This is a genomic window from Marinicauda algicola, from assembly GCF_017161425.1.
GTDB classification, from domain to species: Bacteria; Pseudomonadota; Alphaproteobacteria; order Caulobacterales; family Maricaulaceae; genus Marinicauda; species Marinicauda algicola.
In genome coordinates, this window is the sequence record NZ_CP071057.1 from 209625 (window position 1) to 231341 (window position 21717).

Genomic DNA, 21717 nt, shown 5'->3' on the forward strand with positions numbered 1-21717 from the left:
CCATGCCGCCCATCGATCTCGCCGCCGCCGTCGGACCGGTCCATTTCGTCGGGATCGGCGGGATAGGCATGAGCGGGATCGCCGAGGTCATGCTCAATCTCGGCTATGCGGTCACGGGCTCCGACATCAAGGACAGCGCCAATGTCGAGCGCCTGAGGAAGAAGGGCGCCACCGTTCACATCGGCCACGCGGCGGAGAATATCGATGGCGCCGGCGCGCTGGTGGTGTCCAGTGCGGTGAAGAAGACCAATCCCGAACTCGCCGCTGCGCGCGCGAGGCGCATCCCCGTCGTGCGCCGCGCGGAGATGCTGGCCGAGCTGATGCGCCTGAAATACGCAGTCGCGGTCGGGGGCACGCACGGCAAGACCACGACGACCTCGCTCATCGCCGCGCTGATGGACGGGGCGGGCTTCGATCCCACCGTCATCAATGGCGGCATCATCTCCGCCTACGGCTCGAACGCGAAGATGGGCACGAGCGACTGGATGGTGGTGGAGGCCGACGAGAGCGACGGATCCTTCCTCAAGCTGCGCGGCTCGGTGGCGCTGATCACCAACATCGATCCCGAGCACATGGAGCATTACGGCAGCTTCGACGCGCTGCGCGCGGCTTTCGCCCAGTTCGTGGAGAACCTGCCCTTCTACGGCTTCGCGGCGCTGTGTACCGATCATGCGGAGGTCCAGGCGCTCGCCGCGCGCATCGAGGACCGCCGCGTCATCACCTACGGATTCAATCCGCAGGCCGAGGTGCGCGCGGTCAACGTGCGCACGAGCCCGGCGGGGTCGACCTTCGACATCGTCTTCCAGCCGGTCGGGGGCGAGCGCATCGTGTGGCGCGACTTCACCCTGCCGATGATGGGCGAGCACAACGTGCAGAACGCCGCCGGCGCGATCGCGGTCGTCAGGGCGCTCGGCGGCACCGAGTCCGATCTCAAGGCCGCGCTCGCCCGGTTCGCAGGCGTGAAGCGGCGCTTCACCATCACGGGCGAGGCCCGGGGCGTCACGGTCGTCGACGATTACGGCCATCACCCGGTGGAGATCGCCGCCGTGCTCAAGGCCGCGCGCCAGCGCGCCGGCGAGGGCCGCGTCATCGCGGTGTGCCAGCCGCACCGCTATACGCGCCTGCACGACCTGTTCGACGAGTTCTGCACCTGCTTCAACGATGCCGACAGCGTGCTCATCGCGCCGGTCTATACCGCGGGCGAGGACCCGATCGAGGGCGCCGACCGCGAGCATCTCGTCGCCGGCCTGTCCGCGCACGGTCACCGCGACGCCGCGCCCACGGACAAGGAAAGCCTGCCGGAGGATCTGAAGACCCGCGTGAAGTCCGGCGATCTCGTCGTCTGCCTCGGGGCAGGGGACATCACCTACTGGGCCGCGGACCTTCCCGAACGGCTGGAGCGGGTGCTGTGAGCTTTCCCTCGATCAGAAATCGTCTGCCCGCCGTGCGCGGCAAGCTGATCGAGAACGCGCCGCTGAGCGACATCACCTGGCTGAGGGTCGGCGGGCCGGCGCAGGTCCTGTTCATCCCGGCCGACGAGGCCGATCTTTCGCGCTTCCTCGCCGAGACGCCGCGCGAGATTCCCGTTCATGTCCTCGGGGCGGGCTCGAACACGCTCGCGCGCGACGGCGGCGTGGAGGGCGTGGTGGTGCGCCTCGGACCGGCCTTCGCGAAAGCCGAGGCGATGGAAGGCTCGCGCCTCAGGGTCGGCGCCGCCGCGCTCGACAAGCAGGCGGCCAAGGCCGCGGCGAAGGCGGGAATCGCGGGGCTCGAATTCTTTGTCGGCGTGCCCGGCACGATCGGCGGGGCGCTGCGGATGAATGCGGGCTGCTACGGTACGGAGACGAAGGACCGGCTGATCGAGGCGGTCGCGCTGGACCGGCGCGGGAGGCGCATCGTCGCCGGCGCGGGCGAGCTGGGCTACACCTATCGCCACTGCGCGGCGCCGGACGACTGGATCTTCGTCGAGGCGCTCTTCCAGGGCGAGCCGGGCCGGCCGGAGGCGATCACTGCCAGGATGATCGAGATCACCGCGCGCCGTGAGGAGACCCAGCCAATCCGGGAGAAGACGTCCGGCTCGACCTTCAAGAACCCCGACCCGGAGAAGGCGGGAGGGCGTTCGGCCTGGCAGCTCGTCGATCTCGTCGGCGGACGGGGGCGGCGCGTCGGCGGGGCGCGCTTCTCCGAGATGCACGCGAACTTCCTGATCAATGACGGCACGGCCACGGCAGAAGACCTCGAAACCCTCGTCGAACAGGTCCGCGAAGACATCCGCGAACAGACCGGCATTGACATGGAGTGGGAGGTCAGGCGGCTGGGACGGAGGCAGGGCGGATGAACACGCGCGTCGCGGTCCTCAAGGGCGGGCTTTCCGCCGAACGCGAGGTTTCCCTCGTTTCGGGTGCGAAATGTGCGCAGGCCCTGCGCAGCAAGGGCTATGACGTGGTCGAGATCGATGTCGGCCACGATGTCTACGAGCGTCTGAAGGAAGCCGACCCCGACATCGTCTTCAACGCCCTGCACGGCGAGTACGGCGAGGACGGGCGCATCCAGGGCCTGCTCGACTATTTCGGGCGGCCCTACACCCATTCCGGCGTCGCCGCCTCCGCGCTGGCCATGGACAAGGAGCGCACCAAGGCGGTGCTGCGCCTCGCCGGCGTGAAGTCTCCCGAAGGCGTGATCGCGAGCCGCTTCGAGGCGGCCAAGACACATCTCCTGAAGCCGCCCTATGTTGCCAAGCCGAACGATCGCGGTTCCTCGGTCGGGGTGCTGATCGTGCCGGAGGGGGCGAACCGCCCGCCGGCCGAGCTCGCCGCGGACAGCTGGCCCTATGGCGACGAGGTGCTGATCGAGACCTATGTCCCCGGACGCGAACTCACCGTCGCGGTGATGGGCGACCGCCCGCTCTGCGTGACCGAGATCATCCCGAAGACCGCGTTCTACGATTACGAGGCGAAATACGCCGCCGGCGGCTCGGTGCACCAGTGCCCCGCCGACATTCCCGATGCGGTCGCGCAGGAGGCGATGGACGCCGCCCTGACTGCACATCGCGTTCTCGGCTGCAAGGGCTTGACCCGCAGTGATTTTCGCTGGGACGAGGCCGGAGGCAGCGGCCTATGGTTACTCGAAATTAATACCCAGCCGGGCATGACTCCGACATCCCTGGCCCCTGAACAGGCGGCCTGGTCCGGGATCTCATTCGCTGATCTCGTGGCCTGGATGGCGGAGGATGCGTCGTGCCCAAGGTAGGACGCGCCGGCACAGCCGCACCCGCAAAACCAAAGAAGCGGGCGGCGCCCCGGCGCAAGGCTCAAACCGTTCCCGTACGCGGCGGCAAGCTGATCAACTGGCTGGCCGCGCGTCTGCGCGCCGTGCGTTACCGCGCTGGTCACGCCCTGCGTCTGGGCGGGATCGGCATCGCCGCGCTCGTCGTGCTCGCCGTCGCAGGCCTCGCCGCGCTCGGCCGGCTGCCGGAGGTCGGTGCGGCGCTTCATGCTGGACTCGATGCGCGCCTGGCCCGCTCCGGCTTCGCGGTCAGCAGCATCGACATCGCCGGCGCACGCCAGGTCGGCGCGGAGACGATCGCCGAGGCGATCGGAGCCGATCCGGCCCACAGCCTGCTCGCGATCGATCCTGCCGAGGCCCGCGCGCGCGTCGAGGCGATAAGCTGGGTGGAACGGGCGAGCGTCGCGCGCCTCTGGCCCGACCGGGTCGCCGTCGTGCTGACCGAGCGTGTGCCCTTCGCCCTGTGGCAGCAGGAGGGCTATCACCGCGTGATCGACCGGAGCGGGGTCGTGATCTCCGACGCCGACCCGCGCGCCTATGCCGACCTGCCGCGCGTGGTGGGCGAGGGGGCGAATGATCCGGCCGCCGAGATCGTCGACCTGCTCGCACGCCAGGGCGAGATCGCCGCGCTCGTCACCCATGCCGTGCGCGTCGGCGAGCGGCGCTGGAATCTGCGCCTCGCCGCGGGCGGCGACATCCTTCTTCCCGAGAACGACCCGGCTTCCGCGCTCGCCCTCCTGGCGACGCTGCATGGCGAGCGGCGCGTTCTCGATCTCGATGCCCAGGCATTCGATCTCAGAACCGAGGGCGAGCTTGTGATCCGGGCCTGGCCGGATCGCGCCGCCGCAGCGCGCGGGCGCGGAGCGTGAGCAGTCATGGGCCTGTTTGATCGTTTGCGCACCGAGGACGAGGACGCGGCGGGCGCTCCGGCCGCAAAGCCGGGCCTGTTCGCCGCGCTCGAGGTCGGGACCTCCAAGACGGTCTGCTTCATCGTCAAGAGCGAGGCGACCATCGCGGGCTCGCGCCTGCGCGTCGTCGGCGTCGGCCACCAGTCGAGCCGCGGGGTGCGCGGCGGCACCATCGTCGACATGAACGCCGCCCAGTCCTCGATCAAGACCGCGGTGGAGAACGCCGAGCGCATGGCCGGCCACGCCGTGAGCGAGGTGACGCTCGTGACCGCCGCGGGCGGGCTCTCCTCCACGCGCATCGGGGTGGAAGCCCCGCTCTCGCGCCGCGAGGTCTCCGATCGCGATCTGCGCCATGCCCTGCGCGAGGGGCTGCAGACCTTCTTCGAGCCGGGACGGGTCATGCTGCACGCCATCCCGCTCGGCTGGCGGGTGGACAATCATCGCGGGGTGAAGGATCCGCGCGGCATGTTCGGACGTGAACTCGGCGTCGACCTGCACATCGTCACCGCCCCGATCGAGCCGCTCAGGAATCTCGCCACCTGCGTGGAGCGCTGCCGCCTGTCCATCGCGGGTATCGTGGCGACGCCCTATGCGGCGGGTCTCTCGGCCCTCGTCGAGGACGAGCTGCTGCTCGGTGCCATGGTGATCGACATGGGTGCGGCGACGACCAGCGTCGGCGTCTTCGCGGAAGGCTCGCTCATCCATGTCGACGGCGTGCCGATCGGCGGCGCGCACGTGACCAGCGACATCGCGCGCGGCCTGTCGACCCCGGTCAGCGCGGCCGAGCGCATCAAGGTGCTCTATGGCTCGGCGCTGGATTCCCCCGATGACGACCAGGTGATGATCGAGACCCCGCCGGTCGCCGGGGACGGGGATACCACCATGGTCCAGCAGCCGCGCGCGCTTCTGAACGCCGTGATCCGCCCGCGCCTGGAGGAAGTGTTCGAACTCCTGCGCGACCGGCTCGATGCCGCCGGCGTCTCGCGTGCCGCCGGGCGCCGTCTGGTGTTGACGGGCGGGGCCGCGCAGCTGCCCGGCGCGGCGGAACTGGCCGGCCGGGTGCTGTCCAAGCAGGTGCGCATCGGCCGGCCCTCCGGCCTTCACGGGCTCGGCGACGCGGTCTCCGGCCCGGCCTTCTCCGCATGTGCCGGCGTGATCGTGCGCCGCGCGCGCGGCAGCGCGGAAGCCATCGCCGGCCCGCCCCCTCTCAACGGTGCCGGCGAGCGCCGCCTGAAGGCCGCCGCCGGCGGCGAGCGCGGCCCCAAAGCCATCCTGCGCTGGTTCGCGGAGAGCTTCTGACGCCGCCCGCGTTAACCGCGCTCACTCAAACCTTACGATTTTTGCAGCGCGTTCCCAAAGCGTTCCGGGAATCGTCGCCGCCGGACTCCATTCCCTTAACTCTCGATTAAACAAGCGCTTTCAGAGTGGTTCGCAAACAAGCTGTTAAGCTTGACCGCTGGTTTATGGAGCATTCCCGCCATGTCGCTCAACCTGTCCGCGCCCGAGCCGACCGAGCTGAAGCCGCGCATCCTCGTCTTCGGGGTCGGCGGGGCCGGGGGCAATGCCGTCAACAACATGATCGAGGCCAATCTCGAAGGCGTCGATTTCGTGGTGGCCAACACCGACGCGCAGGCCCTGTCCCGCTCGCGTACGGACCGGCGCATCCAGATGGGCCAGCAGATCACCGAGGGGCTCGGCGCGGGCGCACGCCCCGAGGTCGGCGAGCAGTCTGCCGAGGACTCCCTGCAGGAGATCCTCGAGCACCTGGCCGGCGCGCACATGGTCTTCATCACCGCCGGCATGGGCGGGGGCACCGGCACCGGCGCCGCGCCGGTGATCGCGCGCGCCGCGCGCGAGCAGGGCATCCTGACCGTGGGCGTGGTCACCAAGCCCTTCCACTTCGAAGGCACGCGTCGCATGCGCCTTGCCGAATCCGGCATCGAGCGCCTGCAGAGCCATGTCGACACGCTGATCATCATCCCGAACCAGAACCTGTTCCGCATCGCCACGGAGAAGACGACCTTCGCCGAGGCGTTCTCGATGGCCGACCAGGTCCTGCACTCGGGCGTTCGCGGCATCACCGACCTCATGGTCATGCCCGGCCTGATCAACCTGGACTTCGCCGACGTGCGCACCGTGATGAACGAGATGGGCAAGGCGATGATGGGGACCGGCGAGGCCTCCGGCGAGAAGCGCGCCATCGAGGCCGCCCATGCCGCCATCGCCAACCCGCTGCTCGACGACGTCTCGATGAAGGGCGCCAAGGGCGTGCTCATCAACATCACCGGCGGCATGGACATGACGCTGTACGAGGTCGACGAGGCGGCCAACGAGATCCGCGAGGAAGTCGACCCGGACGCCAACATCATCGTCGGCTCGACCTTCGACGAGAGCATGGAGGGCACGATCCGCGTTTCGGTCGTGGCCACCGGGATCGATCAGGAGCAGGTCACCCAGGTCGATCCGCGCCGCCAGCAGGGCACCGGCAATGTCGTCAACGCCTGGAAGAGCCGCGAGAGCCGGCCCCAGCGCCAGGCCGAACCGCTGGTGCGCCGCGCCGCCGACGCGGTCGCGGTGAACGAGAGCCCAGTCGTCCGCGGCGAAGCGCAGACGGAACGCCCGGCCGCGCGCTCGGTGGAGATCTCCGAACCCGTGGAAACTGCGATGGACCAGGCGGTCAGCGCGCCGGATGCCTATTCGGCGCGCGAAGAGGACGAGCGCCCGGAAGTCGTGCGCACCCGCGAGCGCCTGGAACAGGCCGCCTCCGAGCTGCGCCGCCCGGCCGCGCCGGCCCGGCGCGAGCCGGAACCCGAGCCGGAAGAGGAGAGCAGGCCCCGCCTCGGCCTGTCGATCTTCGGCCGCCGGGCCAAGCCCAAGCCGACCCCGCCCGCGCCGCAGGCCCGCATCGCGCCGCAGCGCCCGGCCCAGGCCCAGCCGCGCCCGGCCCAGCAGGCCCAGCCGCGTCACAACCCGGCCGATACCGGAGACCTGTTCGGGTCGGAGATCGACGAGAGCGAGCTGGAGATCCCCGCCTTCCTTCGCCGCCAGGCGAACTAGGGTCCAAGGCCTTGTCGCTGCGAGAAGTTTTCGGCCGGTCGGGGCACGCCCCGGCCGGCCGTCCCGTTTCGTAACATGGCGCAACATTCCTTTAATTGCGCCGCTGCGAGGGCGCGCTAGTTTGCCCCGCGACAATGAGGGGCAACGTGTCCGCGGCCCAACCGGGCCGCTCCTGGCACGCAGAAAAAAACGAGACGAACGTCCATGATGGAACGGACAACTCTGGCCGCGCCGGCCGTGTGTGCAGGCGTAGGACTCCATACCGGCGCCCGGGTGCGCATGGCGATGCGACCGGGCAAGCCCGGCACCGGCATCGTCTTCGAACGCACCGATCTCGACCTCGACGACCGCCTCGTGGCGGCGCGCTACGACCGCGTGCGTTCGACCGATCTCGGCACCACCCTGGTCAACGATGCGGGCGCGTCTGTCTCCACAGTCGAACACCTGATGGCCGCGCTCGCCGGGCTCGGCATCGACGATCTCTACATCGAGCTCGACGGCCCGGAAATCCCGGCGATGGACGGCTCGTCCGCGCCCTTTGTCGATCTCGCCCTGCGCGCCGGTCTCGCGCGCCAGCCCGCCCCGCGCCGCGCCATCCAGGTGCTCAAGCCGATCACCGTCACCGATGGCGGACGCGAGGCGAGCTTCCTGCCGGCGCTGAAGCAGGCCATCGACGTGGAGATCGACTTTCCCGATCCGGCGATCGGCCGGCAGCACTTCGCCTTCGAGGTGACGGCCGAGAATTTCCGCGATCTGGTGGCCCCGGCCCGGACCTTCGGCTTCCGCCGCGATCTCGACATGCTGCTGAAGAACGGGCTCGCCCGCGGCGGCTCGATGGACAATGCCATCGTGGTCGAGGACGGGCGAATCGCCAATCCGGGGGGCTTGCGCTTCGCCGACGAGTTCGTGCGTCACAAGGCGCTCGACGCGCTCGGCGATCTCTACCTCGCCGGCGCGCCGATCCTGGGGCTCTACCGCGCCACGCGGCCGGGCCACTACATCAACAGCCTCGCGGTGAATGCGTTGCTCGCCGACCGCTCGGCCTGGAAGATGGTCTCGCTGCGCGACGTGGCGGGCCCGGCCGAGCGTCTCGCGCAGACCTGACGCGGCGCTTTTGCCGCGCGGCGGGATCGGTTAGAACTCCCTTCGCACTGCCGGACGAGATTTCGATGGGACAGGCGTCCCGTCCGGCGTAACCTGCTTTGCGTGAGCCCGAAGAGGACCCGCCATGACGCTTGCCGTTCGCGCCGGACTGATCATCGCCGCGCTCGTCGCCCTGTCGGCCTGCGCCGGCCGTGACGAGCCCGAACTGCAATATGTCGAGCAGCCGGTGGAGATGCTCTACAACGAGGGCTTCCGCTATCTGGAGCGCCGCGAGTTCGACCGGGCGGCCGCCTTCTTCGACGAGGTCGAGCGCCAGCACCCCTTCTCCGAATGGGCCCGCCGCTCGATGCTGATGGCCGCGTTCGCGAACTACCAGGCCAACAAGTATGACGAGGCGATCTCCGACGCGGAGCGCTTCATCGCCCTGCACCCGGGCAATGCCAGCGCGCCCTACGCCTATTACCTGATCGCGCTGTCGCACTACGAGCGCATCTACGATGTCGGCCGCGACCAGTCGACGACGCGCAACGCGCTCGATGCGCTGCAGCAGGTGGTGCGCCGCTTTCCCGATACGCCCTACGCCCAGGATGCGCGCATCAAGATCGAGATGACGCAGGACCACCTGGCCGGCAAGGAGATGGATGTCGGCCGCTGGTACATGCGCAACGGCTACTATCTCGCCGCCATCAACCGCTATCAGAACGTCCTGCGCGACTACCCGCGCACCAGCCACGTTCCCGAGGCGCTGCACCGGCTGGTGGAGAGCTATGTCGCGCTCGGCATCGACACCGAGGCGCGTCAGGTCGCCTCCGTTCTCGGCTACAACTTCCCGGGCTCGGACTGGTACCAGGACAGCTACGACCTCCTGACCTCGCGCGGCATCGCCATGGACGGCGAGGGGCTGGCCGAGGAACAGCCGACCCTGCTCGAGCGCGCCCTCGACCGCATTTTCGGCTAGGCGCGAGGGGGAGCGGACAAGTTTCGCGATGCTGACCTCGCTGTCCATTCGCGACATCGTCCTGATCGACAGGCTGGACCTCGTTTTCGATGCCGGGCTCTCGGCGCTGACCGGGGAGACCGGGGCGGGCAAATCCATCCTGCTGGGCGCCCTGGGCCTCGCCTGCGGGGAGCGGGCTGACCGCGCGATGGTGCGCAGCGGGGCCGAGCAGGGCGGGGCGACCGCCGTGTTCGAGGTCTCCGCCGACCACCCCGCCTGGAGCGTGATCGCGGAAGCGGGCCTTGCCGCCGAGCCGGGCGAGCCGGTCATCCTGCGCCGGGTGGTCACGAGCGACGGACGCTCGCGCGCCCATGTCAACGACCAGCCCGCCAGCGTCGGCCTGTTGCGCGCGCTCGGCGACGTGCTGGTGGAGATTCACGGCCAGCACGACGGGCGCGGCCTGCTCGACCCGAAATCCCATCGCGGCCTGCTCGACGAGTTCGCGAAGAACGCCGCCGAGCGCGCCGCCGTCGCCGCGGCCTGGAAATCCCTGTCGCAGGCGAAGGCCCGCGTCGAGGAGCTCAAGGCCGCCAGCGAACGCGCCGCGAGCGAGGAAGAGTATCTGCGCCACGCGGTCGAGGAACTCGACGCGCTCGACCCGAAGGAGGGCGAGGAAACCCATCTCGCCGGCGAGCGCAAATTCCTGCAGCAGGCCGAGGCCGCGCTGACCGAACTGCAGGCGGCCGCCGATACGCTGTCGGGCGGGGAGGGCATGGCGGGCCGGCTGAACTCTGCCCTGAGAGGCCTGGAACGCGTGCGCGACGCGCTGGGCCGGGACGCCGCCGGCGCGCCGGGCGAGGACGATGCCGGGGCGGCCGGAACCGCCCGCGCCGCGCTCGACCGGGCCGCCGGCGCGCTCGATCGCGCACTCATCGAGTTCAACGAGGCCGAGGAGGCCCTGGCGCAGGCGGGCAGCGCCTTCGACGTCGAACCCGGGCGCCTGGAAAAGGTCGAGGAGCGCCTGTTCGCCCTGCGCGCCGCGGCGAGGAAGCATTCGGTCGCGGTGGAAGACCTGCCCGAGCTTCGAAACCGCCTCGCCGAACGCCTCGAGGCGATCGAGCATGCCGAAGACCGGCTGAAGGAGGCCGGGGCCGCGCTGAAGGCCGCCGAGGCCGACTATGCCCGCGCGGCGCGATCGCTCACCGAGACCCGCACGCGCGCGGGCGCGCGCCTGGCCGAGCAGGTGATGGCCGAACTCGCGCCGCTGAAGCTCGACAAGGCCAAGTTCCGCGTCGCGGTCGAGAGCGAGGAGAGCCGGCCCGGGGCGAAGGGCTGGGACAGCGTCGCCTTCGAGGTCTCCACCAATCCCGGCGCGCCCTTCGGTCCGCTGGACAAGATCGCCTCGGGCGGCGAGCTCTCCCGCTTCGCGCTCGCCCTGAAGGTCTGCCTCGCCGGGGCGCAGAGCGGGCTCGTCATGGTGTTCGACGAGGTCGACCAGGGGGTGGGCGGCGCGGTCGCCGACGCGGTCGGCTCGCGCCTGTCCCGCCTCGCGGCCGAGAGCCAGGCCCTGGTGGTGACGCACTCGCCCCAGGTGGCCGCCCGCGCGGCCCACCATTTCCGCATCGAGAAGAGCGAGACCGGCGAGGGCGTGCGCACCCATGTGCGCGCCCTAACCCCGGAAGAGCGCCGCGAGGAGATCGCCCGCATGCTGTCGGGCGCCGAGGTCACCGAAGCGGCGAGAGCCGCCGCGGCGCAGCTGATGGCGTCGTAGTCCAGCACCTGGAACGCATGTCATCCCGGAAACGCAAGGCGTCATCCGGCATCTCGTGCCGGGGCCGAAGATGCCAGCCACGCCCTTGCGCGAGATCCCGGGCCGCACTGCGCGCGCCCGGGACGACACCGGAGGAAATGCATGAATCGGGGGCTGGCGCGGGTCGCCGGACGGGGTATCTCTGGGCCGGGACTGGCGAAGGAGCGCAGCGATGAATCCCGCCCTGAAGGACGTGTCCGCCCTCAGCGAGGACGAGGCGAAGGCCGAGCTGGAACGCCTCGCCAGGGAGATCGCCAGGCACGACCGGCTCTATTATCAGAAGGACCAGCCGGTCATCTCCGACGCGGCCTATGACGCGCTGCGCCAGAGGAATGCCGCGATCGAGGCGCGTTTCCCCGAGCTCCAGCGCACCGACAGCCCGACCGAGCGGGTAGGCGCCAAGCCCGCCGAGGAGTTCGGCGAGGTCACCCATCTCCAGCCCATGTACTCGCTGTCCAACGCCTTCGACGAGGGGGACATGGCCGACTTCATCGCCCGGGTGCGCCGCTTCCTGGGACTGAAGGAGGACGATCGGCTCGCCTTCACCGCCGAGCCGAAGATCGACGGGCTCAGCGCCAATCTGCGCTACGAGTCCGGCGCGTTCACCGTCGGCGCGACGCGCGGGGACGGGCGCACCGGGGAGAACGTCACGGAGAATCTGAAGACGCTGAAGGACATACCGGCGCGGATCGAGGGCGCGCCCGATCTCATCGAGATCCGCGGCGAGGTCTATATGAGCCACGCCGATTTCGAGGCGCTGAACGAACGCCAGCGTGCGGAAGGCAAGCCGGAATACAAGAATCCGCGCAATGCCGCGGCCGGTTCGCTGCGCCAGCTCGACCCGAACGTCACCGCGCGCCGGCCGCTGAAATTCTTCGCCTATGCCTGGGGCGAGGCGAGCGAGGCGCTCGCGCCGACCCAGCACGAGGCGGTGAGCCGGCTCGCGGAATTCGGCTTTGCGACCAACGCGCTGATGAAGCGCGTGGAAACGCTCGACGAGGCGCGGGCGGTCTACAAGGAGATCGAGGAGCGCCGCGCCGATCTCGGCTACGATATCGACGGCGTCGTGTTCAAGGTCGACCGGCTCGATTACCAGGACCGGCTCGGCTACGTGTCGCGCTCGCCGCGCTGGGCGATCGCCTGGAAATTCTCGCCCGAGAAGGCCACGACGCGGCTCGAGCGCATCGAGATCCAGGTCGGGCGCACCGGGGCGATGACCCCGGTCGCCAAGCTGGAACCCGTCACCGTGGGCGGGGTCGTGGTCTCCAACGCCACGCTGCACAACGAGGACGAGATCGAAAGGAAGGACGTGCGCGAGGGCGATTATGTCGTCGTCCAGCGCGCCGGCGACGTCATCCCGCAGATCGTCGAGGTGGTGAAGGAGAAGAGGCCCGAGGGCGCGGCGCCGTACGAGTTTCCCAGGACCTGCCCCTGCCCGCTGCAGACCCCGGCGGTGCGCGAGATCAACGAGCGCACGGGCAAGCTGGAAGCGGTGCGCCGGTGCTCGGGCGAGTTCGCCTGCCCCTATCAGAGGAAGGAGCACCTGAAGCACTTCGTCTCGCGCTCGGCCTTCGACATCGAGGGCCTCGGCGGCAAGCAGGTCGCCGAGTTCTACGATGACGGCATCATCGCCGAGCCCGCCGACATCTTCACCCTGAGAAGGCGCAACGAGGCCGGCGAGATCGTGCCGAGGCTGGAGGAGCGCGAGGGCTGGGGCGAGAAATCGGTCGCCAACCTGTTCGAGGCGATCGAGGCGCGCCGCAGAATCGAATTCTGGCGCTTCCTCAACGCGCTCGGCATCCGCCATGTCGGCGAGACGACCTCGCGCCTGCTCGCGACGCTCTACCTGGACTGGGACGCCTTCTACGAGGTCGCCAGGCGTGCCGAGGAGGAGGGCTCGGCCAAGCGCCAGGAGCTGATGGACATAGACGGGCTCGGCGAGGCGGCGGTCGACGCGATCGGGCGCTTCTTCGACGAGGAACACAATGTCGAGGCGCTCGAGCGCCTGCTGGCCGAGGTGGAGATCGAGCCGGCGACCCCGCCCTCGGCCGAGAGCCCGGTCTCGGGCAAGACGGTCGTGTTCACCGGCTCGCTGGAACGCTTCACCCGCGACGAAGCCAAGGCGCGTGCGCAGAATCTGGGCGCGAAGGTCGCCGGCTCGGTATCGAAGAAGACCGACTATCTCGTCGCCGGCGCCGATGCGGGCTCGAAGCTGAAGAAGGCCCAGGAGCTCGGCGTCACCGTGCTGAGCGAGGACGAGTGGCTGGCCCTGATCGGGGGGTGATCTCCGGCCTCTTTCCTTTGGGGGGGAGGGCCCGGCGGGAGCTGCTTTCCTCCCTCATGCTGAGGTGGCGCCAAGCGGCCTCGACGCACGCACGGCGCGGCATATGCGGGAACAGCCGTGCCCGCTCTCCCCGCCCGGCCGACTTTCTTCCAGAATGTTTCCAGCAGCTTGCGCGAAACTTTCGGGAATCAATCCGGCTGAGGCGGGGCCGGGCTATAGTTCGGGCATGGTCGAAAAACTGAATGAGGCGGGTGACCCGCCGCGCCGGACAGCGCCCGATCACGCGCGCGACTGGCGCCCTCTTCTCTACGAACACCAGGCCGGCACGGCGGCGGCGGCGATCGCCGCACGCCTCGGGCTCACCGAGCGCTGGGTGAAGGCGCGCCTGCGCCGGGAAGCCGACAGTCTTCCGCCGGCCGGGCCGGCGCGGCTCGCGGTGAAACTGCAATACGTCCTCGGTCAGGCCGAGGCCTCGCTCGGGCACGATCCGGCGGCCACCGAACGCGCGGCCAAGGCCGTGCTCGCGATGACCAAGGCGGCCGAGGCCGTCGCGGTCTTCACCGCTCAGCATACAGCCAGGGAGGCAGGCGCGGATAATGACTACCAGACGCGGCGCGCCGCCCTCGAAGCCAAGATCGCTCGACTCCTTGAAGCCGAGCGAGCACGCGAAGGTGCTGAAGACCCTGAAGACGGATCAGGAGATTGACGACTATGCCGACCTGTGGCGCAGCTGGGCGCATCCCTTTCAGCTGCCTCCTGCCACCGAGTGGCGCGTCTGGCTGTTCCTCGGCGGACGCGGGGCGGGCAAGACGCGGGCGGGCGCGGAATGGGTGCGCGCGTGCGTGGAGGCCGGCTCGCGGCGCGTGGCGCTGATCGGGCCGGACCAGCAGGCGGTGCGCGAGGTGATGATCGCGGGCCCCTCGGGGCTTCTTTCGATCGGGCCGCAGGAGATCCGGCCGCGCTTCGAGGCCTCGCGCCGGCGCCTCGTCTGGCCGAACGGGGCGGTGGGATACTGCTTTTCCGGCGAGGACCCGGACGGGCTCAGGGGCCCGCAATTCGATCTCGCCTGGGCCGACGCAGATCGATTTCGTCGGCATCGACTGGTACGCCCCGCTCGCCGACTGGCGCGAGGGCACGGCCCATCTCGATGCGCAGGCCGGCTGGGCCTCGATCCACGACCGCGCCTATCTCGCCGCCAACGTGGAGGGCGGGGAGGGCTATGACTGGTATTACGCCAGCCCGGCCGACCGCGAGGCGCAGATCCGCACCCCCATCGCGGACAGCGCGCATGGCGAGGACTGGGTCTTCCGCTACAAGGATGTCAGGAACTGGTGGGCCAATGCCCATCACGACCGGCCGGGCGGGGTGCGCGCGGCGGCGCCGACGGCCTGGGTGCCGGAGATGAAGCCGGTGCGGCTCGTCGAACTCGGATGTCCGGCCGTCGACAAGGGCGCGAACCAGCCCAACGTCTTCATCGATCCGAAGAGTTCGGAGAGCGTGGCGCCCCATTTCTCCGACGCCCGGCGCGACGATCTCGTCCAGCGCCGCCATGTCGAGGCGCTGCTTTCATACTGGCGGGCGAACAACCCGGTCTCCGGCGTCTATGGCGGGGCGATGATCGATCTCGCCCATAGCCAGGTCTGGACCTGGGATGCGCGGCCCTTTCCCGAATTTCCCGCCCTCGGCCATGTCTGGAGCGATGGCGGCAACTGGCGGCTCGGCCACTGGCTCACGGGCCGGGCCGGCCAGTCCTCGCTGGCGCGCATCGTCGCCGATATCGCGATGCGCTGCGGCCTCGACACCCTCGACGTCTCCCGGCTCGACGGCCTGGTCGCCGGCCATGTCCTGGACCGGGCCCAGCGCGGGCGCGATGCGCTCGCCCGGCTCGGCGCGGTGTTCGGCTTCGATCTCGTCGACCGCGCCGACGGGCCGGCCGCCCTGCCGCGCGCGGGCACGGCCGCGACGAGCCTGCCGACCGGCGCGCTGGTGCGGGGCGCCGAGGGGCCGGTCGTGTCCCTCTCGCGCAGCGCGGCGAGCGAACGGGTGCGCGAGCTGCGCCTGGCCCACATCGGCGACGACGGCGACTACAGCCCGGCGAGCGCGTATGCGCGCGGGCTCGACGGCACGGTGGACGGGCTCGCCGATCTCTCGCTGAAAGTGCTGGCCGACGAGGGACTGGCCCGGCGCTGGGCGGGCGAGGCGCTCGCCGGTCTCCTGGCCAGCGGCGAACAGGCCCGGCTCGTCCTGCCGCCCTCGGCGGCCGCGATCGAGCCCGGCGACATCGTCATGCTGGAGGCTGCGCCGGACGCGGGGATCTGGCGCCTGGCGAGCCTCGAGGGGCTGGCCGCGCGCGAGGCGGGCCTGGAAACGACGTTGCGGCGGGGGCCGGTGCTCTCCGGTCCCGACCCGGAGGGCGCGGGCGAGCCGGTGGTTGCGGCCTCGCGCGCCGTGCTGCGCCTGCTCGACCTGCCGCTCGCCCCGGGCGAAGACGATCCGCGCGGCGGGCTGTGGCTCGCCGCCCATGGCGAGCCCTGGCCGGGCGAGCTGGTCGTGTTCGCCGGACCCGACGGGGCAAGCCTCACCGAGCGCGCGCGCCTCACGCGCCGGGCGGTGATGGGGGAACTCACCGCCGATCTTCCGCCGGGCTTCGAGGGGCGGTGGGACCGGGCCGGCCGCGTCTTCGTGCGCCTCTACCGCGGTACGCTGTCGAGCACGGAGCGTCTGGCGCTGCTCGCGGGGGCGAACCGGCTGGCGGTGGAGACCGAGGCGGGCTGGGAGGTGCTGCAATTCCTGACCGCGAGCCTGCAGGGCGATGGCAGCTGGGTGCTGTCCACCCTGCTGCGCGGGCTCGGCGGGAGCGCGGCGCCCGGTGCGGGCGCAGGAGCGCGTGCCGTGCTGCTGAACGGGGCCGGAGCCGTGCTGCCCGTGGCCGCGCACGAGCGCGGCGAGCCGCTCCTGGTGCGCGCGGTACCGGCGGGACGCAGCCTCGACGATGTCGCGGCGGCCGAGGTGAGCGCGGTCCATGCAGGCCTCGACGAGCGCCCGCTGAAGCCGGTGCATCTGCGCCAGCGCCCTGTCGTGTCGGGGCGCGAATTCAGCTGGACACGGCGCACGCGCCGGGGCGGGGATGCCTGGAGCGCGGGCAGCGTCCCGCTCGCCGAGGCGGGCGAGGCCTACCAGGTCCGGCTGTACGATGAAGGCGGGGCCGAGCGCCACGCCGCGACGGTGGCAAGCGCAGTCTTCCTCCTCGATTCCGCGCTGGAGGCGTTGCTGTTTCCCGGCGGCATCGCCGGCGCGCGCTTCGAGGTCGCTCAGCTGTCGGAGACCTACGGGCCGGGCGCAGCGGCGAGCCTCGCGCTATGACCCCCTGCGGCTTGCGGAAATTCTCTTCCGGGACCATCTGATAGCCGAACCCGTCCCCCCGTCTCCGCGCCGGCCTTGTCGCCAGGCGGCGGACCAGCTGCTATCAGACGCCCATGCAGGACCCTTACGCGATTCTCGGTGTCTCCAAGACCGCCTCGACCGACGAGATCCGGCGCGCCTACCGCAAGCTCGCCAAGGAGCTGCATCCCGATGCGCGCCCGGACGACAAGGCGGCCGAGGACCGGTTCAAGGAGGTCACCGCGGCCTTCAAGCTGCTGTCCGATCCGGAAAAGCGCGCCCAGTACGATCGCGGCGAGATCGATGCGCAGGGCCGCGAGACCGCCGGCTTCCACTTCCGCTCCCGGCCGGGTGCGGGGGCGAGCGCACGCGGTCCGCGCGGCCAGTTCGAGGATATCGGCGACATCTTCTCCGAGCTGTTCACCGATTTCGGCACCGCCGAGCGCACGCGGCGCGCACGCCCGCAGGCCCGGCGCGGCGCAGACATCCGCCGCACCGTCGACGTGAGCTTCGAGGAGGCCGTAACCGGCACGAAGCGGCGCATCGACTTCCAGCCGGGCAAGGCGGTCGACGTCACCATCCCGGCCGGCGTCGAGGACGGCCAGGTGCTGCGCCTGAAGGGGCTGGGCCATCCCGGCGGCTATGGCGGCCCGGCCGGAGCCGGCCTCGTCGAGGTGAAGATCCGCCCCCATCCCTTCTTCCGGCGCGAAGGCGACGATATCCGCGTCGACCTGCCGATCACGCTGAAGGAAGCGCTCCAGGGCGGCAAGGTGCGCGCGCCGACCGTGGAGGGCCCGGTCGAGGTACGCGTGCCGGAGGGCACGAGTTCGGGTGCGCTGCTGCGCCTGCGCGGCAAGGGCGTGCCGAAACCCGACGGCACGCGCGGCGACCAGATCGTGCGCCTGATGATCGACATCCCCGTCAACGATCCCCAGCTCGACAGCTTCGTCGAGACATGGACCCCGCCGGCGGACTATGATCCGCGCAAGCGTTTCAGGCGTTCCTCCTGAGCGCGGCATGCGGCTTGCCTGAACGAAACCCGCATCCCGCGTTCAGGACGGGTTCAGCCGCAAGAGGCCATAGATCGGGACATGATCCGCACGTTCGTCATAACGCTTGTTCTGTTTGCCGCCGGGGGCCTCGTCAACGAGGCCCAGGCGCAGCGCTCGTCCTTTTCCCAGGACGAGGCGCGCGATGCCCGCGAGGCCGGGGAGATCATTCCCGCCTCCGAGATGATCCGGCTGATGGAGCGGCGCTATCCCTCCGCGCAGTCGATCGGCATCGTCGATCTGTATCGCGAGCGCGCGCCCTTCTACCTCATCCGGGTCATCACGCCGGACGGGCGCCGGCTCGACATCTATGCGGACGCGCGCACGGGGCGGGAAATCCCGCCGCGCGAGATCCGCAATTACCGCTATTAGAAAAGGGCTGATGCCATGCGTGTCCTGATCGTCGAAGACGACCGCGATCTCAATCGCCAGCTCGCCGACATCCTCGACCATGCCGGCTATGCGGTCGACCGGGCCGAGGACGGCGAAGAGGGCTGGTTCCTGGGCGACACCGAGCCCTACGATGCCGTGGTGCTCGATCTCGGCCTGCCCAAGCTGGACGGGGTGAGCGTCCTGGAGCGCTGGCGCGAGGCCGGGCGCGACTTCCCCGTCCTGATCCTGACCGCCCGCGACCGCTGGAGCGAGAAGGTGGCCGGGTTCGACGCGGGCGCGGACGACTATCTGACCAAGCCCTTCCATCCCGAGGAGCTGCTGGCGCGCCTGCGCGCGCTGACCCGGCGTGCGGCCGGGCACGCCTCCTCCATGCTCGAACTCGGCGATCTGTCGGTGGACACGCGCGGGGCGCGGGTCTTCATCGGCGACCGCCTCGTCAAGCTGACGAGCCACGAATTCCGCCTGCTGTCCTACATGATGCATCACCGTGACCGGGTGATCTCGCGGACCGAACTCGTGGAGCACATCTACGACCAGGACTTCGACCGCGATTCCAACACGATCGAGGTCTTCGTCGGGCGCCTGAGGAAGAAGATCGGTCCCGAGCGCATCGAAACCGTGCGCGGTCTCGGCTATCGTCTGGTCGATCCCGCAGGTGACAGAAAGAGCGCAAAGGCCGGGTGAGCGAGACAGCAAACGAGGTTCTCTCCCGCAAGGGATCGCTGGTCCAGCGCCTGGTCCTGACCGCGCTGACCTGGTCGGCGGCGCTGCTGCTCGTCGGCGCGCTGGCGCTCACCCTGCTGTTCCGCCAGACCATATTGTCCGATCTCGACAACCGGCTCGCCGACGTCGCGGAATACCTGATCGTCTCCGCCGAGGTGCAGCCGGATGGGTCGATCGAGCTTGCCCGCCCCCCTTCCGACACGCGCTACACCCAGATCCTCTCCGGGCGCTACTGGCAGATCGGCCGGTCCGGCGACGGCGAGGCGGGCCCCGTGCTCGCCCGGTCGCGCTCGCTGTGGGACGAGACGCTCGAGCTGCCCGGCGCGCTCGCCGGCGAAGCGCTCGCCCGGCGCGGGCAGTCCGTGACCGGGGATATCCGCGGCCCGGGCGGCGAACCGCTGCGCGTGGTGGTGCGCGCCATCCAGCTCGCGGGGCTCGACGCGCCCGTGCTTGTGGCCGTCGGCGAGGACCGCCGGCCCGCCGACCGGCGGGTGACGCAGTTCGCCCTCCTCTCGCTCGCCCTCTTCGCCCTGTTCGCGCTCGCGCTCGTCGCCGGGATCGTCGTGCAGGTGCGCGTCGGCCTCGCGCCTGTCCTGCGCATGGGCCGGGCGGTCAGCGAGGTACGCGACGGGCGGCGCGAGCGGGTCAGCGGGGCCTATCCGGACGAACTCCTGCCGCTGGCCGGCGAGCTCAACGCGCTGCTCGACCACTCGCGCGAGGTCGTCGAGCGCGCGCGCACCCATGTCGGCAATCTCGCCCACGCCCTGAAGACGCCGATCACGGTATTGTCCAACGAGGCCCGCGGCGAGGAGGGCCCGCTCGCCGAGCTGGTACGCCGCCAGAGCGAGACCATGTCCGCCCAGGTCGAGCATCACCTGCGCCGTGCGCGTGCCGCGGCCAATGCGCGTGCGATCGGCGCGCGCACGCCGGTCGCGCCCGTGCTCGACGATCTCGGCCGCACGCTCGCGAAGATCCACAAGCGGCGCGGCATCGAGATCGAGTGGGAGGCACCCGCGGACCTCGTCTTCCGCGGCGAGCGCCAGGATTTCGAGGACCTCGTCGGCAACCTGCTGGACAATGCCTGCAAGTGGGCGGCGCGCCAGGTGCGCATGAGCGCGCGCGAGCTGGAACCCGGCCGGTTCGAGCTGGTCATCGAGGATGACGGCCCGGGCCTGTCGAAGGAGGCGCGCGTGCAGGCGCTGGAGCGCGGCGTGCGCCTGGACGAGCAGGCGCCGGGGACCGGGCTCGGCCTCGCCATCGTCAACGATCTGGCCAAGGCCTATGGCGGGCATCTCGTGCTCGAGACAGCCGAACTCGGCGGGCTTCGCGTCCGACTCCAGCTGCCGGCCGCCGCATCCGGCGCGCAAACGACGCGTTAACCGTAATAAGGCTATGCCTTGTCGCTGGAATTTCGATCGGCAGGGCGATGACCTCACTGACGCCGGCAAAAATCGAACGCCTGCGCACCTTGCTCCGGACGCTGCCTGGCCCGGTGGCAGACCGGCTGACCCTGGCCGCGGGCGAGGGCGATCCGCTGCTCGCGCGCCTGCTCTCCTTCTGCCGGCTCGATCCCGAGGAGGCCGCGCGGACGCGCTTCTTCGCTCCGCTCGCCCCGCTGTCCGGCGATCCGGCCGACACCCGCCCTTCGCTCGCCTACGCGCCTCCCGCCGTGCTGGAGGCCCTCTGGCGCTGGATCGACGAAACCCTCGACCGGGAGGCGGCCGAGACCGCGCGCCGGGCGGCGGCGCGGTTCGAGACCTCGGAAAGCGGCGAACTCGATTGCCTGCGGGTACGCGTCGCCGAGCGCATCCTGGCGGAGCTGGACCGGCTCGACGAGGACCCCAAGGCGGAGAAGCGCCTCAGGCAATTCCTCGGCGTGCGCGATTTCAAGGCGGTGCGCGACATCGCGGTGATCCTGCGCGCCGCACCGGTGCTGCGCCGCGCGCTCGACGGCCTGCCCAGCGCGATCGAGGAGATTTCCGACGCCGTCTCGGCCGACCTGCGCGACCGCTACGAGCGCGCCGCCGAGGAGGACCCGGATGCGGGCGCCTGGTTCCTGTATTTCGTGATGGCGCGTCTGACCAAGCCCTGGCGCATCCTTCGCACCTTCGAGCGCATCGGCAAGCGCGGCGACGACCTCCTGCTCTCGCGCACCGACATGGCCGGGATCGGCGACGCGCTCCTGCTCGACGCCGAGCATCACCTGTCCGGCTTCGAGAAGAGCCCGGCGAGCCCGGCCGAGGCCAGGGCCGCCGCGGCGGCGCTGGCCGAGTTCGCCACGGTGACGGTGGGCATGACGCGCGAGATCGGCATCCGCAAGGACGGCGCCTGGGGCCAGAAGCTCGTCGCGCTGAGAACGCGCGCCGCCGCGCAGATGGAGCGCATCCACGCCCGCGCGCGCAAGGTGTTCGATCCCGTGCTCGCCCCGCCGCGGGCCGGCCGCGCGGCGCGGCTCAATCCGGTTCCCGCCTCCGGCATGGCCGAGTTCGAGGAAGCGGTCGCGCTGGCGCTGTTCCTGAAGGCCACCGCCGCGGACGCCTCGCGCGCGGCGGTCGGCGGGGCGCATCAGGAGCTGCTCAACGATCTGAAGACCGAACTCGACGAGCTCGGCGGCCATCTCCTGCGCCAGCTGCGCGACGAGGACGGCGAGCACGCCGAGGCGGCCCGCACGCGCTTGGAGGACGTGGCGCGCCTGCTGACCGCGCTCGGCGAGACGGACTCCGCGAACATCCTCCTGCGCCGGACTGCCGCAGCCAAAGCCGCGTAATCTCCTTCAAACATCGCGC

General features: G+C 70.5%; 18 protein-coding genes and 1 pseudogene. All 19 read left to right on the plus strand.

The annotated features are described in order from the left end of the window. Positions 1-2 precede the first annotated feature (2 nt). The 19 genes and pseudogenes from murC (at position 3) to JW792_RS01195 (ending at position 21698) form a co-directional block, all read left to right on the plus strand. A complete protein-coding gene (gene murC / locus JW792_RS01110; protein ID WP_135994486.1) occupies positions 3-1412 on the plus strand; it encodes a UDP-N-acetylmuramate--L-alanine ligase in 1410 nt (469 codons plus the stop codon). Further along, the gene (gene murB / locus JW792_RS01115) at positions 1409-2338 is read left to right on the plus strand and encodes a UDP-N-acetylmuramate dehydrogenase (protein WP_135994485.1); all 930 of its coding nucleotides are present in this window, start codon (positions 1409-1411) and stop codon (positions 2336-2338) included. The genes murC and murB overlap by 4 nt, the downstream gene beginning before the upstream one ends. Next, positions 2335-3249 (plus strand): D-alanine--D-alanine ligase, encoded by a 915-nt coding sequence (locus JW792_RS01120; RefSeq protein ID WP_135994484.1) that lies wholly within the window; start codon positions 2335-2337, stop codon positions 3247-3249. The genes murB and JW792_RS01120 overlap by 4 nt, the downstream gene beginning before the upstream one ends. Beyond that, positions 3237-4154, plus strand: a complete 918-nt coding sequence (locus JW792_RS01125; protein WP_135994483.1) for a cell division protein FtsQ/DivIB — start codon at positions 3237-3239, stop codon at positions 4152-4154. Before JW792_RS01120 ends, JW792_RS01125 begins: the two co-directional genes overlap by 13 nt. Positions 4155-4160: 6 nt before the next feature. Then, the gene (gene ftsA / locus JW792_RS01130; protein ID WP_135994482.1) at positions 4161-5492 is read left to right on the plus strand and encodes a cell division protein FtsA; all 1332 of its coding nucleotides are present in this window, start codon (positions 4161-4163) and stop codon (positions 5490-5492) included. A gap of 180 nt (positions 5493-5672) precedes the next feature. Continuing rightward, a complete protein-coding gene (ftsZ, locus tag JW792_RS01135; RefSeq protein ID WP_135994481.1) occupies positions 5673-7250 on the plus strand; it encodes a cell division protein FtsZ in 1578 nt (525 codons plus the stop codon). A 204-nt stretch (positions 7251-7454) separates the two neighbouring features. Continuing rightward, a complete protein-coding gene (lpxC, locus tag JW792_RS01140; protein ID WP_135994480.1) occupies positions 7455-8354 on the plus strand; it encodes a UDP-3-O-acyl-N-acetylglucosamine deacetylase in 900 nt (299 codons plus the stop codon). 124 nt (positions 8355-8478) lie between these two features. Next, entirely contained in the window at positions 8479-9312 is an 834-nt protein-coding gene (locus JW792_RS01145; RefSeq protein ID WP_135994479.1) for an outer membrane protein assembly factor BamD, read from the plus strand. 28 nt (positions 9313-9340) lie between these two features. Continuing rightward, a complete protein-coding gene (gene recN / locus JW792_RS01150) occupies positions 9341-11062 on the plus strand; it encodes a DNA repair protein RecN (RefSeq protein WP_135994478.1) in 1722 nt (573 codons plus the stop codon). A 211-nt stretch (positions 11063-11273) separates the two neighbouring features. Then, entirely contained in the window at positions 11274-13385 is a 2112-nt protein-coding gene (gene ligA / locus JW792_RS01155; RefSeq protein WP_135994477.1) for an NAD-dependent DNA ligase LigA, read from the plus strand. A 103-nt stretch (positions 13386-13488) separates the two neighbouring features. Further along, positions 13489-14091: a hypothetical protein gene (locus JW792_RS01160; protein ID WP_158291512.1), complete on the plus strand. Its 603-nt coding sequence runs from the start codon at positions 13489-13491 to the stop codon at positions 14089-14091. Beyond that, positions 13982-14608 (plus strand): terminase large subunit domain-containing protein, encoded by a 627-nt coding sequence (locus tag JW792_RS01165; RefSeq protein ID WP_241095020.1) that lies wholly within the window; start codon positions 13982-13984, stop codon positions 14606-14608. The genes JW792_RS01160 and JW792_RS01165 overlap by 110 nt, the downstream gene beginning before the upstream one ends. Next, positions 14520-15662: pseudogene (locus JW792_RS17160) on the plus strand (baseplate megatron protein TIM-barrel domain-containing protein); the annotation flags it as partial. The gene JW792_RS01165 and the pseudogene JW792_RS17160, both read left to right, overlap by 89 nt. 336 nt (positions 15663-15998) lie before the next feature. After that, positions 15999-16748, plus strand: a complete 750-nt coding sequence (locus tag JW792_RS17165; RefSeq protein ID WP_420871259.1) for a GTA baseplate fiber-binding domain-containing protein — start codon at positions 15999-16001, stop codon at positions 16746-16748. Between the two features lie 113 nt (positions 16749-16861). After that, the gene (locus tag JW792_RS01175; protein ID WP_135994474.1) at positions 16862-17776 is read left to right on the plus strand and encodes a DnaJ C-terminal domain-containing protein; all 915 of its coding nucleotides are present in this window, start codon (positions 16862-16864) and stop codon (positions 17774-17776) included. A gap of 81 nt (positions 17777-17857) precedes the next feature. After that, positions 17858-18187 (plus strand): PepSY domain-containing protein, encoded by a 330-nt coding sequence (locus JW792_RS01180; protein ID WP_135994473.1) that lies wholly within the window; start codon positions 17858-17860, stop codon positions 18185-18187. 15 nt (positions 18188-18202) lie between these two features. Then, complete coding sequence (locus tag JW792_RS01185; protein ID WP_135994472.1) at positions 18203-18892, plus strand: response regulator transcription factor; 690 nt, start codon at positions 18203-18205, stop codon at positions 18890-18892. Next, a complete protein-coding gene (locus JW792_RS01190; RefSeq protein ID WP_241095021.1) occupies positions 18889-20310 on the plus strand; it encodes an ATP-binding protein in 1422 nt (473 codons plus the stop codon). The genes JW792_RS01185 and JW792_RS01190 overlap by 4 nt, the downstream gene beginning before the upstream one ends. Before the next feature lie 47 nt (positions 20311-20357). Continuing rightward, positions 20358-21698, plus strand: a complete 1341-nt coding sequence (locus tag JW792_RS01195) for a hypothetical protein (protein ID WP_135994471.1) — start codon at positions 20358-20360, stop codon at positions 21696-21698. Positions 21699-21717: the final 19 nt, after the last annotated feature.

Excerpts from the sequence above, each read along its gene's own strand:
- murC (WP_135994486.1), top strand. The coding sequence starts at position 3 with ATGCCGCCCATCGATCTCGCCGCCGCCGTCGGACCGGTCCATTTCGTC.
- JW792_RS01120 (WP_135994484.1), top strand. The coding sequence starts at position 2,335 with ATGAACACGCGCGTCGCGGTCCTCAAGGGCGGGCTTTCCGCCGAACGC.
- ftsA (WP_135994482.1), top strand. The coding sequence starts at position 4,161 with ATGGGCCTGTTTGATCGTTTGCGCACCGAGGACGAGGACGCGGCGGGC.
- ftsZ (WP_135994481.1), top strand. The coding sequence starts at position 5,673 with ATGTCGCTCAACCTGTCCGCGCCCGAGCCGACCGAGCTGAAGCCGCGC.
- lpxC (WP_135994480.1), top strand. The coding sequence starts at position 7,455 with ATGATGGAACGGACAACTCTGGCCGCGCCGGCCGTGTGTGCAGGCGTA.
- JW792_RS01145 (WP_135994479.1), top strand. The coding sequence starts at position 8,479 with ATGACGCTTGCCGTTCGCGCCGGACTGATCATCGCCGCGCTCGTCGCC.
- recN (WP_135994478.1), top strand. The coding sequence starts at position 9,341 with ATGCTGACCTCGCTGTCCATTCGCGACATCGTCCTGATCGACAGGCTG.
- ligA (WP_135994477.1), top strand. The coding sequence starts at position 11,274 with ATGAATCCCGCCCTGAAGGACGTGTCCGCCCTCAGCGAGGACGAGGCG.
- JW792_RS01160 (WP_158291512.1), top strand. The coding sequence starts at position 13,489 with ATGCGGGAACAGCCGTGCCCGCTCTCCCCGCCCGGCCGACTTTCTTCC.
- JW792_RS01165 (WP_241095020.1), top strand. The coding sequence starts at position 13,982 with ATGACTACCAGACGCGGCGCGCCGCCCTCGAAGCCAAGATCGCTCGAC.
- JW792_RS17165 (WP_420871259.1), top strand. The coding sequence starts at position 15,999 with ATGGGGGAACTCACCGCCGATCTTCCGCCGGGCTTCGAGGGGCGGTGG.
- JW792_RS01175 (WP_135994474.1), top strand. The coding sequence starts at position 16,862 with ATGCAGGACCCTTACGCGATTCTCGGTGTCTCCAAGACCGCCTCGACC.
- JW792_RS01180 (WP_135994473.1), top strand. The coding sequence starts at position 17,858 with ATGATCCGCACGTTCGTCATAACGCTTGTTCTGTTTGCCGCCGGGGGC.
- JW792_RS01185 (WP_135994472.1), top strand. The coding sequence starts at position 18,203 with ATGCGTGTCCTGATCGTCGAAGACGACCGCGATCTCAATCGCCAGCTC.
- JW792_RS01195 (WP_135994471.1), top strand. The coding sequence starts at position 20,358 with ATGACCTCACTGACGCCGGCAAAAATCGAACGCCTGCGCACCTTGCTC.